We start from the raw sequence: 16,200 nt of genomic DNA, 5'->3' as shown, positions 1-16,200 counted from the left end.
GTCTAGAAGCGCCGGGACGCGGCCGCCCCGGGGGACGACCCTGCGCCTGCAGGGGCGGCAGCACCGTCTGGCCCGGTTTCGTTGCGCTGTTCGAACCATCGCGGCCTCAGTCGCGGCCTAGCATCGGGGTCACGGCGCCATGGACCGGGCTCGGGCCTGGGCGTGCGCCGGAGACGGAAACACGATGACCGACCTGTCCTTTCCCCCGCTGCCCGGCGACGGCGAGCCTGCGCTGCCGCGCCACGAGCCTTTCGCCTGGCCGACGCCGCCGCTGCCGGGCTACCCGGCACCGTCGCGCGCGACCCAGCCCGAGGCCTGCGAGGTCGAGGGCCTGAACGGCAAGGGCATGGTAGGCCGGCTGATGTACTTCCACCCCGCCGACGGGCTGCTGAAGCTGCGGGTGGCCGCCTCGCGCATGACGATGACGCTGCGCTTCGACCAGTTCCGCCGCCTCAGGCTGCTGCAGCCGCTGGCGCCGCTGGGCAGCGGCGAGGCCGACACCGTGGCCGACGGCGGCGACGCGCGTCCGGCCGAACCCTTCGCGCTGCTGTTCAAGGACGGCACGACCGTCGAGGGCCTGACGATCGGCCGGCACGAGACCGAGCAGGGCCTGTACGTCTTCGAGCCGCTGGACCTGGCCGGCTCGGTGCGGCGCAGTTTCTTCCCCCGCGCCAGCTACCACCGCGCCTCGCTGGGCGGCAGTGCCTGGGCCGAGACCGACGCCGCGGTGCTCGACGAGGCCCCGCTGGCGGACGATGCGCCGGCGGGTGCTCCCGCCGTCTGCCAGACGCTGGGCGTGCGCCCGGTGGCCAGCATCGAGGACCTGGCGCAGGCCATCGACGACCAGGCGCGCATGCCGATGGTGCGCATCGGCGAGGCGCTGATCGCGCTGGGCTTCATCACGCCGCGCGAGCTCGACCTCGCGCTGGAGCAGCAGAAGAAGGAGCGCGGCGTCGCGCTCGGCCAGCTGCTGGTGCGCGAAGGCGTCGTCACGCAGGCCGACCTGCAGACCGCGCTGGCGCGCAAGATGCGCTACCCGCTGGTCGACGCGGCCAACTTCCCGGTCGACCCGCGTGCGCTGCAGCGCCTGCCCTTCGCGATCGCCCAGCGCCTGAGCGCGCTGCCGCTGATGCTGCACGGCGGACGCCTGGTCGTCGCGCTGGAAGACCCCTCGCTGCGGCTGACGATCGACGAGATCGAGTTCGCGTCGCAGTGCAAGGCCGTGCCGGTGCTGGCGCGCGCGGGCACGCTGGCCGCCGCGCTGCACGCCGCCTACGAGAAGGTGGGCGCCACGAACGAACTGGCGCCGCGCCGGCTCGCCGACGGCACGACCACGATCGAGTTCGAACCCGAGGACACCGGCAAGCTGCTCGCGTCGCTGGAGCAGACGCCCGAGGCCAAGGGCGGCGAGGACGACGGCCCGGGCATCGAGCAGAGCGACAACTCGCTGGTGCGGCTGATCAACACGATGATCCTGGAAGCCCAGGCCCAGGGTGTCAGCGACATCCACGTCGAGACCCAGCCCGGGCGCGAGAAGGTGCGCATCCGCTTCCGCAAGGACGGCCAGCTGCGCCCCTACCTGGAGCTGCCGCACACCTACCGCAACGCGCTGCTGGCACGGCTGAAGATCATGTGCGACCTCGACATCAGCGAGCGCCGCAAGCCGCAGGACGGCAAGATCAACTTCGCCCGTTTCGTGCCCGGCCAGCGGCTGGAGCTGCGTGTCGCGACGATCCCGACCTACGGCGGCCTGGAGGACGCGGTGCTGCGCCTGCTGGCCAGCGCCAAGCCGCTGCCGCTGGACAAGCTGGGGCTCAGCGCGCACAACTTCGAACGTTTCAAGGCCGTCGTCGCGCGCCCCTACGGCATGGTGCTGTGCGTCGGCCCCACCGGCTCGGGCAAGACGACGACGCTGCACTCGGCGCTGGGCTACATCAACACGCCCGACCGCAAGATCTGGACGGCCGAGGACCCGATCGAGATCACCCAGGCCGGGCTGCGCCAGGTGCAGGTCAACCCACGCATCGACTGGACCTTCGCCAAGGCGCTGCGTGCCTTCCTGCGCGCCGACCCGGACGTCATCATGGTCGGCGAGATCCGCGACCAGGAGACCTCGCAGGTGGCGATCGAAGCCTCGCTGACCGGCCACCTGGTGCTGTCGACGCTGCACACCAACAGCGCACCCGAGACCGTCACCCGGCTGCTGGACATGGGCATGGACCCGTTCAACTTCGCCGACGCGCTGCTCGCCGTGCTGGCCCAGCGCCTGGTGCGCCGGCTCTGCCCCGACTGCCGCCAGCCGCACGAGGCCACCGAGGCCGAGCTCCGCGAGCTGCTCGCCGACTACCGCCACGCGATGGGCGACGCCGAGGGCGTGCCGGGCGACGACGAGGTGCTGGCCGACTGGCGCCGCCGCCACGCCGGCGCCGACGGCCGGTTCAAGATCTACCGCCCGGCAGGCTGCCCCAAGTGCGGCGGCAGCGGCTACCGCGGCCGCGCCGCGATCCACGAGCTGATGACCGTCTCGCGTGCGATGCGCCAGCTGATCCAGACCGGCGCCCGCGCCGAGGAACTGCAGCGCCGCGGCCTGGCCGAAGGCATGCGCACGCTGCGCCAGGACGGCATCGACAAGGTGCTGGCCGGCCTGACCACGCTCGACGAGGTGCGCGCGGTCTCGAACTGATCGCCGGCCGCCAGACCTGAGCCCCGGCCCGCGCGCCGTGTGGGTGGAATCGCCGATGCGGCGGCCCCGCCGCTTCGCGCAGACTGGGGCGTGACTTCCAAGCGCCTGCCCCCCGCCGCCGCGTCGGCCGCCCGCCGGTGACGGCGCGTGCCGCGGTACGCGGCCTGGTCAAACGTTATGGCGAGCGGGTCGCGCTCGCCGGCCTGTCCTTCACGCTCGAGCGCGGCCAGCGTGTCGTGCTGCTCGGCCCCAACGGCGCCGGCAAGTCGACGCTGTTCCAGGTGCTGACGGGGCTCTTCGCCGCCGACGAAGGCGACGTCGAGGTCGCCGGCTTCTCGCTGCGGCGCTCGCCGGCACGCGCGCTGGCCGAGATCGGCGTCGTCTTCCAGCAGATGTCGCTGGACCTGGACCTGTCGGTGCGCCGCAACCTGCGTTTCCACGCCGCGCTGCACGGCATGCCCTCGCGCCTGGCCGAGGCGCGCATCGCCGAGGACTGCGCCGCGCGTGGCCTGGGCGCCGAGCTGGACCGCCCGGTGCGCGAACTGTCGGGTGGCAACCGGCGCAAGGTCGAGCTGGTGCGCGCGCTGCTGCACCGGCCGGCACTGCTGCTGATGGACGAGCCCACCGTCGGGCTGGACCCGAAGTCGCGCCGCGAGCTGCTCGCCGCCATCGACGCCGACGTGCGCGCGCGCGGCAGCACCGTGCTCTGGGCCACCCACCTCGTCGAGGAGGCCGACGGCGCCGACCGCGTGCTGGTGCTGCACCGCGGCCGGCTGCTGGCCGACGGGCCGCCGCCGGCGGTCAGCTCGGCGCTGGGCGGCGGCTCGCTCGAAGACGCCTTCCTGCAGGCCACCGCATGAACGACGGCCAGACCACCACGCCCGTGGCCGCCGAGGCGCTGCCCGAACGCCGCCGCGGCGCGGCGCACGCGCTGCAGGCCATGGGCGCGATCGTCATGCGCGAGCTGCTGAAGTTCTCGCGCCAGTACGGCCGGCTGGTGTCGGCGCTGGTGCGGCCGCTGCTGTGGCTGGCGGTGTTCGCGGCGGGTTTTCGCAACGTCTTCGGCGTCGCCATCGCGCCGCCCTACGACACCTACATCCCCTACGACGTCTACATCGCACCGGGGCTCGTGGGCATGGTGCTGCTGTTCAACGGCATGCAGAGCAGCCTGGCGATGGTCTACGACCGCGAGATGGGGCTGATGCGGCTGCTGCTGACCGCGCCGCTGCCGCGCTCCTGGATCCTGCTGTCCAAGCTGCTGGCCACCGCGGTGCTGTCGCTGGCGCAGGCGGCGGCCTTCGTCGCCGTCGCCGCGTTGCTGGGCACGGCGCTGCCGGTGTTCGGACCGCAGACGCCGCAGGTGCTGCTGGCGGCCGTCTGCTCGGCGCTGATGCTGGGCGCGCTGGGGCTGCTGCTGTCGGTGCACATCCGCCAGCTCGAGAACTTCGCCGGCACGATGAACTTCGTCATCTTCCCGATGTACTTCATGTCCACCGCGCTGTACCCGCTGTGGAAGCTGCAGGAATCGGGCGCCGAGTGGGTCTGGCAGATCGCGCGTTTCAACCCGTTCACGCACGCCGTCGAATGGATGCGTTTCGCGCTCTACGGGCAGGACGCCGGGGTCTCGCCCTGGATCGTCGTCGGCACGCTCGTCGTCTGCTTCGTGCTCGCGAGCTGGGGTTACGACCCGCAGCGTGGTTTCGGCGCGCTGACGCGGCGCCCGGGCCCGGCAACCTAGGGGGCGCCCGTCCCCACGTGAGACGAGGCCGACATGACGCAGGTTAAGGTGGCCCGATCACCATGCGTCCTCACGGCGTCCACCTCCATCACGGCCTGGAAACCGGCCACCAGCAAGGTGGCGAGCTGTCGCATCCGCTGTTCGACCTGCTGGCGGCGGTGCAGGCCTCGGGTTCGATCCAGCGCGCCGCGGCATCGCTGGGTGCGTCCTACCGCCACGTCTGGGGTGCGCTCAAGCGCTGGGAGTCCGAACTCGGCCGGCCGCTGGTCACCTGGACCCAGGGCCACCCGGCGCAGCTGACGCCTCATGCCCAGGCGCTGCTGGCGCGCGAGCGCCTGCTGCGCGCGCGCCACGCGCCGCAGATCGCCGCGCTGCGCGCCGACCTGGAGCGCCTGTTCGAGTACGCCGCCGGCGACGAGGCCCTGGTGCTGGAGCTGCCGGCCGTGCCCGATCTGGCGCTCACGCTGCTGCGCGACGCGGCGATCGAGCGCCACGGCCTGCACCTGGCGCTGCAGCCGCGTTGCAGCGCCGACGCGCTGGCGGCGCTGGCCAGCGGCCGCAGCCCGGTGGCGGCGTTCGCGCTGCCGCAGGACGCGGCGGCCGAACCGGCGCTGGCCGCGCCGCTGGCGGCGCTGGCCGGCGGCGGGTTCGTCGTGCTGCTGGCCTTGCGGCGCACGCTGGGGTTGATGGCGCCGGCGCAGGCGCTGCCCGGCGGCGTGGCTGCGGTCGTCGAAGCCGGGCTGCGCCTGGCGGGACGGCCGCCGGGTTCGTCGGCCGAGATCGTCTGGCGCCGGCTGTGCCGGCGTGCCGGCTTCGCGCCGCCGGTGCCGGCGCGCGTGGAGCCCACGCACGAGGCTGCCGCCACGGCCGTCGCCCAGGGTCTGGCCGACGCGGCCTTCGGCTGCGAGAGCGCGGCCGCGGCGCAGGGCCTGGCGTTCCGGCCGCTGGCCGAGGACCGGCTGCTGCTCGCCGCGGCAGCCGAGGCCCCCGAGCCGCCCGCCTTGGCGGCGCTGCGCGCGGCCGTCGCCGACGCCACCTGGCGCCAGGCGCTGTCGGCGCTGCCGGGCGTCGAGCCGCTGCCGGCGGCGACGGCGCTGGCCTCTTGAACGCCCAGCGGCCCGAGCGCAGGCGGCCCCGACCGAGGACGACGGGCAGGAACGTGCCGCCTGACTGCCGTTCCTCAAACTGGCTGGAGCACCCTCACGGAGGGGGGCTCGGGGGAGCCGTGCGTTCAGCCGCAGGCTAGGAGTCCGCGCGGCTTCTGCCGCGCGGACTCCTAGAGCGCGCCGACCCAGCGCAGCGCCAGCAGCGCGCTGCGCGGTGCACCGGTCTCGAAGAAGCGCCCGTTGGCGTCGTTGACGATCAGGCTGCCGGCGTAGTCGCGGTCGAAGAGGTTGTCCACGCGCAGCAGCAGCTCCAGCCGGCGGCCCTCGCCGACGGCCAGCGTGTGGCTCCAGCGCAGCGCCGCCAGCGCATAAGCGCCGGCGAAGTCGGTGTTGCGGTCGTTGGCCGCGGTGCGGCCGGCGGCGCGCCATTCGACCCCCCACTCGCCGGCCGCCGCGCTGCGCCAGGCGGCTTCGGCGAAGGCGCTGGCGCGCTGGGTGCCGGCGATGCGGTTGCCCGCCGGCACGGTGACGTCGGGCGCCGGGCACGGGATGCCGGAGCAGGCACGGAAGTCGTCGCGGTAGCGTGCGTCCAGCAGCGTCAGCGCCCAGCGCGTGCGCCAGGCCGGCGCCGGGCGCCAGGCGGCGGCCAGCTCGGCGCCGCGGCGCAGCGTGCGGCCGACGTTCTGGTACGAGGCGCGCCCGCCGGCGTTGCTGGCGATGCCGATCTCGTCGTCGACCAGGGTCTCGAACAGCGCGACATCCAGGTCCAGCGTCTCGCCGGCGCGCCATTTGGCGCCGACTTCGAGCTGGCGGCTCTTCTGCGGCTGCAGCGCCTCGTTGAAGCCGCTGGCGCCGTCGGCGCGGTAGGCCAGCTCGCCCAGCGTCGGCGCCTCGAAGCCGCGCGCCGCCGAGGCGTGCAGGTTCAGCCCCGGCATCGCCTGCCAGCGCAGGCCGATCACCGGGTTGGCGTAGCCGAAGGACAGATCGCCGGAGTCGTCGCCGTTGGCGAGGTAGCGGTCGTCGGCGGACAGCGTGACGCGGCCGGCGCGCAGGCCGGCGCTGGCCGCCCAGCGCGGCGCGAAGCGCCACTCGGCCTGGGTGAAGACGTCGCGCGTGCGGGCACGGTCGATCTCGTCGCGACGCTGCGTGCCGATGCGGCCGTAGACCGGGTTGCCGTCGGCGTCGAGCACGTAGTTCTCGTATCCGCGGCGGTCGTCGCGCTGGTCCTCGAGCGAGGCGCCGGCCATCAGGTCCAGCGCCTCCCAGGCCCAGCGCCACTGCGCCTGGGTGCCGCGGTAGTCGCGGTCGAAGTCGGCGACGCCGCCGCCGTGGCGCGGGTTGTCCTGCGTGCCCTTGGCGATCGCCAGCCATTGCGTGACGCTGCGCCGTCCGGCATAGGCGCTGGCCTCGAACTCGCGCAGCGCGCCGTCGGCGAAACGGTGGCGCCAGTTCACGCCCAGCTGATCCTGCCTGGAGCGTTTGCGCGTGTCGTAGGTCTGGGCCTCGGGCGCGGTCTGGCGCGGGTCCTCGTCGAACTGTTCGCGTTTGAGGCCCAGCGGATCGTCGGCCGGCTGCTCGTAGTGGCTGGCGCTGGCGATGACGGTGTCGGACTCGCCGCGCCAGCCCACGCGCAGGTTGCCCAGGCGGCGTTCGGCCTCGCTGTGCGGGCGGAAACCCTCCCAGTCCATCGCCGAACCCGAGGCACGGATCTCCCAGCCGCCGGCCAGCGGCGCCTGCACCGCGGCGCGCAGCTGGCGCAGGCCGTAGGTACCCAGGTCCAGCCCGGCCTCGGCCTCGGCACGGCGCACCGGCGCGCTGAGCACCGAGATCACGCCGCCCGAGCTGTTGCCGTAGAGCGCCGAGAACGGCCCGCGCAGCACCTCGATGCGTTCGGCGCCGGCCAGGTCGATGTGCGAGACCTGGCCCTGGCCGTCGGGCCCGCTGGCCGGGATGCCGTCGGCCAGCAGGCGCAGGCCGCGCACGCCGAAGCCTGCCCGGGCGCCGAAACCCCGCGAGCTGATCTGCAGGTCCTGGGCGAAGTTGCTGCGGTTGGCGACCACCAGCCCCGGCACCCGCGACAGCGCCTCGCTGAGGTTGATCATCGGCCCGGCCTGGCGCAGGTCCTCGGCGCCGACGACGCCGATCGCATACGGCGCGTCGAAGGCCAGGCGCTCGGCCACCGAGCCGGTGACGACGATGGTCTCGGTCTGTGCCGCCGCCGGCCCGGCGCCCAGGCCGGCCAGCGCCGCCAGCAACGGCGCCAGCGCGGGGCGCGGCGGGCGGCGGCAGGCTCGGGAGCGGGGCGGGCGACGGGCGGCGTGGACCATGGATGCGAGGGCGGATGGGTGGCAATGCGCCGATCAGGCCGGAGCGCGCCGGCCGCGCGCAGCCGCGATAACCCTCGGACGAAGCGCCGGCGCATCGCGGCGCCGGGCGGGCCTCGCGGGGATCATGAATCGCGCCCCGGGAAAGCCCGGTGCGGGCCCGGATCAGGCCCCGGCCAGGAAGATCAGCGCGGCGTTGACAGCGTAGGCCGCCGCCAGGCCGACGCTGACCCAGCTCGCGGTACGCAGCACGCGCCCCTGCGGCCGCATCACCAGGCCGACGATGACCAGGCCCGTCATCACCAGCGCGGTGGCCGCGCTGCCGGCGTGCGCCGGGTCGGCATCGGCGAGCAGCGGGCCGCGGGTGTAGACCAGGTCGTCGATGGCCAGGACCAGCACGTTGAACAGGTTGCTGCCCAGCAGGTTGCCGATCGCCATGTCCAGCGCGCCCAGGCGCAGCGCGGAGACCGTCACCGCCATCTCGGGCAGCGTCGTGACCAGCGCCATGAAGACGGTGCCGACGAAGCTGCGCGACAGGCCCAGCGCCTGCGACAGCCCGTCGGCCAGCCCCGGCAGCCAGGTGCCGGCCGCCAGGACCACCAGCGCGGCGGCACCGAAACGACGCCACTCGCGGCGCAGGCGCACGCCCGGCGGCCGGGTGGCCGCGGCGGGCGCCCCCGACGCACGCTGCGCGTTCTCGTGCGCGAACACGCTGCGCAGTGCGAGCAGGTACAGCGCCAGCAGCACCGGGCTGTACAGCCCGACGCCGAGGAACTGCGGCGCGGCGGCTCCGGTGACCAGGCTCATCGTCACGAAACCCAGCATCACGACGCCGAAGCCGGCGGACAGCAGGTGCGTGCTGCCGGCCTCGCGGTACATCGGCTGCCCGCGCTGCAGCAGGTCGACGACGACGAGGAAGGCCAGGTTGACGACGCAGGCACCGAGCGCATTGCCGACGGCAAGGTTGGGCGCGCCGACCAGCGCCACGGCGCTGACACCCGAGGCCAGCTCGGGCAGCGAGGTCACGGTGGCCAGCAGCGCCAGGCCCACCCAGCCGCGGCCCCAGCCGTAGGCCGCGGCCAGCGTGTCGGCACTGCGGCTGAGCACGAAGCCGGCCGCCGCGATCGCCGCAGCGCAGAGCAGGAACTGGATCGACAGCCAGGCCAGGTTCACCTCGGCCCCTCCCGCCGGCGCCGGCGCCGGCCACGGCCGCGGCCCGAGCCGGCATCGCGGAGATGCCAGGCCTGCCGGCTGGCGCTCGGAAGATCGGCAGAAGTTGCACGCTGCATGCGCAGGCCTGGGTCGTCGGGTTCCCGGTGCGATCCATTCTGCGCAAGACGATGACACGCCGGGCGCGGGGATTTGCCGCCGCTGCGCGCTGTCAAGCCAGAAGCCTGCAGCGCCCCGGCGCGGGGAACTTCGCCCGCCGGCACGGCTCCCTGGCAGAGGATGGTCAGGCCACGGGGGCGTGGCGGCCGCCGCGAAGGAGCACTCGATGACGACCCACGATCCACGGCCGCCACGAACCGCGGCAGCCCATGCGCTGGCCATGATGGTCGCGGCCAACGGCCGCGCCGACCCGCGCGAACTGCAGGCGCTGGAGGAACTCGACGCCTTCGGCCGGCTCGGCGTGCCACGCGCGCGGTTCGAGACCCTGGTGGACGAATGCCTGCACGAGGTCGGCAGCGGCCTGGCGGGCAGTTCCTGGCTGCACGCACGCGACCAGGCCTGCGTCGACCGCCTGCTCGACGCTGTCGTCGACGCGCAGGACCGGCTGCTGGTCTGCCGCCTCGCAGCCGCCGCGCTCACCGCCGACGGCCAGGTCTCCTGGGACGAGCGGCTGGTCTTCGACCATGCGCTGGCACGCTGGCACGTCACCCGCGCGATGCTGACCCAGGCCATCCTGCACGACCACACGCCCGCCGCCGGGCGCCACGCCCGCCCGCTGGTCGAGCGCCCGCTGGCCGGCTGAACGGCAGCCGCGCCGGGCCCGGCCTCAGGCCGCGCAGCTGCGAAAGCCGCAGAACATCGTGTCGGCCTGCGGCGGCGCGAAGCGGCGCGCCTTCGGGTGCACCTGGCGCCGCCGCGTCATCCAGGACGCACCCCGCAGCACGCCGGCCGGCTGCGGCGGCAGCGCGTCCAGCGCCGACGCGCCGGCGGCGCAGCCCGGCCAGGCGCGTGCGCTGCCGGCGACCCACTCGAACACCTCGCCCCAGAAGAAACCGCGGCCGGCGCCCTGCAGCGCGGCGCATTCCCACTCGGGTTCGGTGGGCAGGCGCCGGCCGGCCCAGCGGCACCAGGCCTCGGCTTCGTGGCGGCTGACGTGCAGCGCGGCCTGCCCCGGCGCGGCGCGGCGCAGCTCGCCGTGGCGCTGCACCAGCACGCCGCCGCGCAACTGCTCGACGTGGCGCGGCGCGCGCCGGCCCTCGGCCTGAAGCCAGGCCCAGCCGGCTTCGCTCCAGCATTCGCGCCGGTCGTAGCCGCCGTCCTCGGCGAACTCGGCGTAACGCGCCCAGGTGACCGGCCGGGCGTCGATCTCGAACTCGGGCAGCAGGACCTCGTGCGCCCAGCGCTCGTTCTCGGGCACCGCGCCGCCGCCGGGCGCCGAGCCCAGCATCAGGCGCTGCGCCGGCAGCCACAGCGGGTCGTGTGCGGCCGCGGCCGGCGGCTCGCGCCAGGGCAGCGGCGGCTCGCCGCCGGCATGCAGCTGCAGCGCCGCGGCCCGTTCGGCCAGCGCCTCGCCCAGACGGTCCTCGTGACGCAGCGCGCAGCGAAAGACGTACAGCCCGGCGTCGTCGGCATGCGCCGGGCCCAGCAGCTCCAGCGTCGTGTCCAGCGTCTGCGCCAGCCAGGCGCGCAGCGTGTCGGCCGTGGGGGCCGGCGCGGCGCCGGCCAGCCAGGCGTCGATCGCGGCGTCGGCCGGCGGCAGCCGCAGCGCCGAGGCGTCGGCGGCCTCGCCGCACTGGCGGCGCACGTTGCGCGCGATCCAGCGGTCCTGCCAGGCGCCGGCGCGCGCGGCCAGGACCTGCGGCGCCGGCCCGCCGTCGCTGCGGGCGAGCGCGTCGCGCGCCTCGAAGGCCGCGAGCCAGCGTAGCGTGTGGTTGCGCGCGTCCATCAGCGCCAGCGACAGCAGCTCGGCGCCGGCGACACGCATCGCCTGCGCGTCGTCCAGCGCGGCGGCACGCGGCCTCACGAGCCCACGAGCCCGTTGCGGATCGCGTAGACCGTCAGTTCGGAGTTGTTGGCGAGCTGCAGCTTCTCGAGCACACGCGCGCGGTAGACCGAGACGGTCTTGGGGCTGAGCATCAGCTCCTCGGCGATGTCGGCCAGGCGCTTGCCCGAGGCGATCATCACCAGCGTCTGCAGCTCGCGGTCGGAGAGTTTCTGGTGCGGCGTCTCGAGCACCGGCGCGGTCAGGCTCTCGACGAGCATCTGCGCGATCTCGGGCGTCACGTACTTGCGCCCCTGGGCGACGGTGCGCACCGCGTCGACGATCTGGCGCGGCTCGCCGCCCTTGTTGACGTAGCCGAAGGCCCCGCCGCGCAGCGCCCGGATCGCGTACTGGTCCTCGGGGTACATGCTGACGATCAGCACCTTCACCGCCGAGCCCTCGTCCTTCAGCGCGTGCAGCGCGTCCAGGCCGCTGCGCCCGGGCAGGTTGATGTCCAGCACCAGCACGTCGCAGCTCGTGCCGCGCATCAGCGTGCGCAGCTCGCCGTAGTCGCCGGCTTCGCCGACGACGCGGATGTCGGGCGCGTCGGACAGCGTGTCGCGGATCCCGCGGCGGATCAGCGCATGGTCGTCGCAGAGGATGACGTCGATCATCGGGTCGCTCCGTGACAGCGGGCCGCTACAGCGAGGCCCAGGCCGAAGGGTCGTGCTCGCGGTCGTCGCGCGGATCCAGCAGCGCGCCGGCGCCCGGGGTCAGCGGCACCGACAGGATCAGCGTCGTGCCACCGGGCCCGCTGCTGAGGTCGATCCAGCCGCCGACGGTGGCCGCCCGCTCCTTCAAGCCGCGGATGCCGAAGCTCTGCGCCTTGGCCAGGTCGACGCTGGACAGGCCGCGGCCGTTGTCGCTGATCTCCAGCGACAGCACGCCGCCGGTCAGCGACAGGTCCAGCGAGACCCGCGTCGCCTGCGCGTGCTTGGAGATGTTGGTGAGCGCTTCCTGCGCCGTGCGGTACGCCACCAGCGGCACGCCCAGCGGCAGCTGCGGTTTCTCATGGCTGGTGCGGAAGGCGCAGGGCACGCCGCAGCGGCGCTCGAAACGCCCGGCCAGCCACTGCAGTGCCGGCACCAGGCCCTGCTCCAGGATCGCCGGGCGCAGGTTGTGCATGATGCGCTGGCTGGCCTCGATCGCGTGCGTGACGGTGTCCAGCGCGCTCTGCACGCGCAGCTTCAGCTCCGCTGTCGTGACGCGTTGCCCGATCCAGTGCAGGTCGAACTTCAGCGCGGTGAGCGAGCCGCCGACATCGTCGTGGATCTCGCGTGCGATCGCGTTGCGCTCGGCCTCGACCGACAGCTGCAGATGCTGCGCCAGCTCCGACAGCCGCTCCTGCGAGGCCTGCAGCTCCAGGTCGGCGCGCAGCTTGGCGCGCCGCGTCTCGGCGGCGGTGATGGCGTGTTCGATCGCCGGCGCCAGCCGCGCGAGGTTGTTCTTCAGCAGGTAGTCGCTGGCGCCGTTGCGCATCGCCTCGACGGCCGTGTCCTCGCCGATCTCGCCGGAGACCAGGATGAAAGGCACCAGGCTGCCGCGCTCGCGCACGATCTCCAGCGCCTGCAGCCCGGTGAAGGCGGGCAGGTTGAAGTCCGACAGGATCAGGTCCCAGGGCCGTGCCAGCGCCTCGACGAAGGCCTCGCGGCTGTCGACACGCTCGACCTGGACCTGCAGGCCGGCGCGGCGCAGCTGCGCCATCGCGAGCGCGTGGTCGGCTTCGGAGTCCTCGAGGTGCAGCAGGCGCACCGGGGGCAGGGGAGCGCTCATTCGTGAAGTATCGCGCACCCGGCACGACGGGCCGGCGTGCTCCCAGGCACGGGGACGCAGAAATATGACGCGAATCGCCGCGTCTTCCGCTCAATGTTTGCAGGCCGCGTGCCGAAAATGGTTCGGAAGAGGCCCGGCCGGCCGCCCCGGGATGCACGCATCTGGTGCACCGGCGACCGGCCTGACATCGAAAAACCGAACACCCGGAGTCCGGATGCTCACCCAGGAAGCCCACGACACTGCATTCGACGGCGCACTGCCCCTGCTGGCAGCCGCCGACCTGCAGGACGACCTGCTCGTCGCCAGCAACGATCTCGATCGGCTGCAGCGGCTGCTCAGCGACGCCTGCGATGCGCTGCTCGGCCACTTCTACGGCGCCACCGGCGAACTCAAGCAGTTGCTGCACGCCGCCACGCCGCACCCGGAGATCGACAACCACCAGCTGCACGTGGCGATGGAGCACATGGCCGGCGCGATCACGGCGATGCAGTTCCAGGACATGGCTTCGCAGCTGGTCCACCACACGGCAAAGCGGCTGCGCAACTGCGCCGACCGCCTGGCCCGCGACACGATGGGCGACGACGAGGACGGCGTGACGCTCGTCGAGGAGGCGCCGCTGCGCCCCAACCCCGTGACCCAGGACGAGATGGACGCCGGGTCCATCGAGCTCTTCTGAACGCCCGGCGCCCGAGCATCCCAGAACTCCAACCTTCCTCCCGAGAGACCTCCTATGCACTCGATCCTTGCCGTTGATGACAGCGCCTCGATGCGCCAGATGGTGTCCTTCACGCTGAAGAACGCCGGATTCCAGGTCGTCGAGGCCGTCGATGGCCAGGACGCCTACGAGAAGGCGAACCAGCGCGACTTCAACCTCGTGCTGACGGATCAGAACATGCCGCGCATGGACGGCATCAGCCTGACCAAGAAGCTGCGCGAGAACCCGAAGTTCAAGAGCACGCCGATCCTCATCCTGACCACCGAGTCCAGCGACCAGATGAAGCAGGCCGGCCGCGCCGCCGGCGCCACCGGCTGGCTGGTCAAGCCCTTCGACCCCGCCAAGCTCGTCGAAGTCATCGGCAAGGTCATTCGCTGAGGTCCCGGTCGGGACCCCAGCAGGCAAACGGAGCACGACCATGGCCGACACCCAACAAGAAGGCGCCCACCTGTCGGCGGGCATCGATCTCTCGCAGTTCTTCCAGGTTTTCTTCGAGGAAGCCGGCGAGAACCTCGAGACGATGGAGCAGATGCTGCTCAACCTCGACATCGAGAACGCGGACGACGAGGAGCTCAACGCGATCTTCCGCTGCGCGCACTCGGTCAAGGGCGGAGCCGCGACCTTCGGCTTCACCGACGTGGCCGAGCTGACGCACGAGATGGAGACGCTGCTGGACAAGCTGCGCCGCCACGAACTGGCGCCCACCGCGGCGATGGTCGACGTGCTGCTGGCCTCGGGCGACGCGCTGAAGGCGCAGCTCGCGCGCCACCAGGGCAACGGCGCCGACCCGGTCGACACGCGCGACCTGCTGGTGTCGATCCGCGCGCTGGTCACCGGCCAGGCCGCTGCCGCGCCGCTGGTCGCCGCGCCGGCCCCGGTCGCCGTCGCGCAGACGCCGGCCGCCGAGCCCGTGCCCGCCGCCGCGCCGGCGGCCGGCACCGCGCGTGCGCTCGAGCTCACGGTCGGGCCGCTGCCGGACACCTCGATGGCCGACAACCTGGTCGAGCTGTTCAAGGAGATCGCCGACCTGGGCACGATCGAGCCGCTGGACGCCGGCCGCGCCGCCGACGGCATGCGCCGCTTCAAGGTCGTCACGACGACCGCGGACAACGACCTGCTGGACCTGTTCACCTTCCACGTGGCGCGCGAGCAGCTCAAGCTCGGCCCGCTGGGCCCGGGCTACGGTTTCCACGCCGGCGCCCCCGGCGCGCCCGAGCCCAGCAAGGCCGAACCCGAACTCGGCTACGGCTTCTTCGACGACGCGCCCGGCGCGCCGCAGGCCGAAAGCGCCGCCGCACCCGCCGCCGCCGCACCGGCTGCCGAGCCGGCCCGCGCCGCCGCGCCGGCCGCCCCGGCGCGCGTGGCGCCGAAGGCCGAGAAGGCCGCCGGCAGCCCCGAGTCGAGCACGCTGCGCGTCTCGGTCGAGAAGGTCGACCAGCTGATCAACCTCGTCGGCGAGCTCGTCATCACGCAGGCCATGCTGGCCCAGAACAGCAAGGGCGTGGACGCCGCGCTGTACCAGCAGATGTCCTCCGGCCTGGCCGATCTGGAGCGCAACACCCGCGACCTGCAGGAAGCGGTGATGTCGATCCGCATGATCCCGATGTCGCTGGTGTTCAACCGCTTCCCGCGCATGCTGCGCGACCTGGCCGCCAAGCTCGGCAAGAAGGTCGAGCTGATGCAGGTCGGCGAAGCCACCGAACTGGACAAGGGCCTGGTCGAGAAGATCACCGACCCGCTGACCCACCTGGTGCGCAACAGCTGCGACCACGGCATCGAGATGCCGGAAGAACGCCTGGCCAAGGGCAAGCCCGAGACCGGCACGATCACGCTGATCGCCAGCCACCAGGGCGGCTCGATCGTCATCGAGGTGCGCGACGACGGCAAGGGCCTGAACCGCGAGAAGCTGCTGAAGAAGGCCCGCGAACGCGGCCTGGACGCGCCCGACACGATGACCGACCAGGAGGTCTACGGCCTGATCTTCGCGCCGGGCTTCTCGACCGCCGACGTCGTCACCGACGTCTCCGGCCGCGGCGTCGGCATGGACGTCGTGAAGAAGAACATCACCGCGCTCGGCGGCACGGTCGAGATCGACTCGGCCGAAGGCTACGGCATGACGGTGCGCGTGCGCCTGCCGCTGACGCTGGCCATCATGGACGGCATGAGCGTGGGCGTCGGCGAGGAGTGCTACATCCTGCCGCTGTCCTCGGTCGTCGAGTCCTTCCAGGTGCAGCCGGGCATGATCAAGACGATCGGCGGCACCGGCCGCGTCGTCGAGGTGCGTGACGAGTACATGCCGGTGGTCGACCTCGAGCGCGTCTTCGACGTGCCGCGTTTCGACTTCGAGCGTGTCAGCAACATCATGGTCGTCGTCGAGGCCGAGGGCGGGCGCGTGGCGCTGCTGGTCGACGAGCTGCTCGGGCAGCAGCAGGTCGTCGTCAAGAACCTCGAGTCCAACTACCGCAAGGTCGACGACGTCTCGGGCGCCACGATCATGGGCGACGGCCGCGTCGCGCTGATCCTGGACATCGGTTCGCTGGTCCGTCGATCACGGCATTGACCCCCCCGAAGCGCCTGCGGCGCTCCCCCCCAGGGGGGCGCCGCCAGCGGCCGGGCAAAGCCCGTCCGCGGCGGCAGCTTGACGCTGACG

At 73.2% G+C, this 16,200-nt stretch carries 13 protein-coding genes; 8 read left to right on the top strand and 5 right to left on the bottom strand.

The annotated features are described in order from the left end of the window. Positions 1–184: 184 nt before the first annotated feature. The 4 genes from EV684_RS21605 to EV684_RS21590 all read left to right on the top strand — a co-directional run bounded on the left by EV684_RS21605 (position 185) and on the right by EV684_RS21590 (position 5,527). A complete protein-coding gene (locus EV684_RS21605) occupies positions 185–2,683 on the top strand; it encodes a GspE/PulE family protein (RefSeq protein ID WP_200222417.1) in 2,499 nt (832 codons plus the stop codon). Between the two features lie 137 nt (positions 2,684–2,820). After that, positions 2,821–3,543 (top strand): ABC transporter ATP-binding protein, encoded by a 723-nt coding sequence (locus EV684_RS21600; protein ID WP_132649417.1) that lies wholly within the window; start codon positions 2,821–2,823, stop codon positions 3,541–3,543. Further along, positions 3,540–4,421 carry an ABC transporter permease gene (locus tag EV684_RS21595; RefSeq protein WP_132649416.1) on the top strand — a complete coding sequence of 294 codons (882 nt, stop codon included), beginning with the start codon at positions 3,540–3,542 and terminating at the stop codon, positions 4,419–4,421. The genes EV684_RS21600 and EV684_RS21595 overlap by 4 nt, the downstream gene beginning before the upstream one ends. A 62-nt stretch (positions 4,422–4,483) precedes the next feature. Beyond that, positions 4,484–5,527, top strand: coding sequence for a substrate-binding domain-containing protein (locus EV684_RS21590; RefSeq protein WP_132649415.1), 1,044 nt, complete (start codon positions 4,484–4,486; stop codon positions 5,525–5,527). Between the two features lie 170 nt (positions 5,528–5,697). Here the strand turns inward: EV684_RS21590 and EV684_RS21585 are convergent, their stop codons facing one another. Both EV684_RS21585 and EV684_RS21580 read right to left on the bottom strand, forming a co-directional pair. Further along, complete coding sequence (locus EV684_RS21585; protein WP_243651255.1) at positions 5,698–7,782, bottom strand: TonB-dependent receptor family protein; 2,085 nt, start codon at positions 7,780–7,782, stop codon at positions 5,698–5,700. Between the two features lie 234 nt (positions 7,783–8,016). Then, on the bottom strand, positions 8,017–9,024 hold the full coding sequence (locus tag EV684_RS21580; protein ID WP_165908561.1) for a sodium:calcium antiporter: 1,008 nt from the start codon (positions 9,022–9,024) through the stop codon (positions 8,017–8,019). 322 nt (positions 9,025–9,346) lie between these two features. Between EV684_RS21580 and EV684_RS21575 the strand changes: the two genes are divergently transcribed. After that, on the top strand, positions 9,347–9,823 hold the full coding sequence (locus EV684_RS21575) for a hypothetical protein (protein WP_242478655.1): 477 nt from the start codon (positions 9,347–9,349) through the stop codon (positions 9,821–9,823). 24 nt (positions 9,824–9,847) lie between these two features. On the opposite strand, the gene EV684_RS21570 is transcribed toward EV684_RS21575, so the two are convergent. Genes EV684_RS21570 through EV684_RS21560 form a run of 3 tightly spaced genes read right to left on the bottom strand, consistent with a single transcriptional unit; the run spans position 9,848 to position 12,835 of the window. Further along, complete coding sequence (locus tag EV684_RS21570) at positions 9,848–11,044, bottom strand: SUMF1/EgtB/PvdO family nonheme iron enzyme (RefSeq protein WP_243651253.1); 1,197 nt, start codon at positions 11,042–11,044, stop codon at positions 9,848–9,850. After that, positions 11,041–11,676: a response regulator gene (locus tag EV684_RS21565; protein ID WP_132649412.1), complete on the bottom strand. Its 636-nt coding sequence runs from the start codon at positions 11,674–11,676 to the stop codon at positions 11,041–11,043. The genes EV684_RS21570 and EV684_RS21565 overlap by 4 nt, the downstream gene beginning before the upstream one ends. Positions 11,677–11,701: 25 nt before the next feature. Then, complete coding sequence (locus tag EV684_RS21560; RefSeq protein WP_132649411.1) at positions 11,702–12,835, bottom strand: hybrid sensor histidine kinase/response regulator; 1,134 nt, start codon at positions 12,833–12,835, stop codon at positions 11,702–11,704. A gap of 214 nt (positions 12,836–13,049) precedes the next feature. On the opposite strand from EV684_RS21560, the gene EV684_RS21555 reads away from it, so the two are divergent. From EV684_RS21555 to EV684_RS21545, 3 genes are read left to right on the top strand one after another with little or no spacing between them, the layout of a single operon-like run. Then, complete coding sequence (locus EV684_RS21555; protein WP_132649410.1) at positions 13,050–13,511, top strand: hypothetical protein; 462 nt, start codon at positions 13,050–13,052, stop codon at positions 13,509–13,511. Positions 13,512–13,565: 54 nt separating this feature from the next. After that, positions 13,566–13,928 carry a response regulator gene (locus EV684_RS21550; RefSeq protein ID WP_132649409.1) on the top strand — a complete coding sequence of 121 codons (363 nt, stop codon included), beginning with the start codon at positions 13,566–13,568 and terminating at the stop codon, positions 13,926–13,928. Between the two features lie 40 nt (positions 13,929–13,968). After that, the gene (locus EV684_RS21545) at positions 13,969–16,110 is read left to right on the top strand and encodes a chemotaxis protein CheA (RefSeq protein WP_132649408.1); all 2,142 of its coding nucleotides are present in this window, start codon (positions 13,969–13,971) and stop codon (positions 16,108–16,110) included. Positions 16,111–16,200: the final 90 nt, after the last annotated feature.

This window comes from Rubrivivax gelatinosus (assembly GCF_004340905.1).
GTDB classification, from domain to species: Bacteria; Pseudomonadota; Gammaproteobacteria; order Burkholderiales; family Burkholderiaceae_C; genus Rubrivivax; species Rubrivivax gelatinosus.
The sequence above is the reverse complement of the archived record's forward strand: the minus strand, read 5'-3'. Positions and strand labels throughout refer to the sequence as shown.

Coding starts and splice junctions, on each gene's coding strand:
- EV684_RS21605 (WP_200222417.1), top strand. CDS start 185: ATGACCGACCTGTCCTTTCCCCCGCTGCCCGGCGACGGCGAGCCTGCG.
- EV684_RS21595 (WP_132649416.1), top strand. CDS start 3,540: ATGAACGACGGCCAGACCACCACGCCCGTGGCCGCCGAGGCGCTGCCC.
- EV684_RS21590 (WP_132649415.1), top strand. CDS start 4,484: ATGCGTCCTCACGGCGTCCACCTCCATCACGGCCTGGAAACCGGCCAC.
- EV684_RS21575 (WP_242478655.1), top strand. CDS start 9,347: ATGACGACCCACGATCCACGGCCGCCACGAACCGCGGCAGCCCATGCG.
- EV684_RS21565 (WP_132649412.1), bottom strand. CDS start 11,676: ATGATCGACGTCATCCTCTGCGACGACCATGCGCTGATCCGCCGCGGG.
- EV684_RS21560 (WP_132649411.1), bottom strand. CDS start 12,835: ATGAGCGCTCCCCTGCCCCCGGTGCGCCTGCTGCACCTCGAGGACTCC.
- EV684_RS21555 (WP_132649410.1), top strand. CDS start 13,050: ATGCTCACCCAGGAAGCCCACGACACTGCATTCGACGGCGCACTGCCC.
- EV684_RS21550 (WP_132649409.1), top strand. CDS start 13,566: ATGCACTCGATCCTTGCCGTTGATGACAGCGCCTCGATGCGCCAGATG.
- EV684_RS21545 (WP_132649408.1), top strand. CDS start 13,969: ATGGCCGACACCCAACAAGAAGGCGCCCACCTGTCGGCGGGCATCGAT.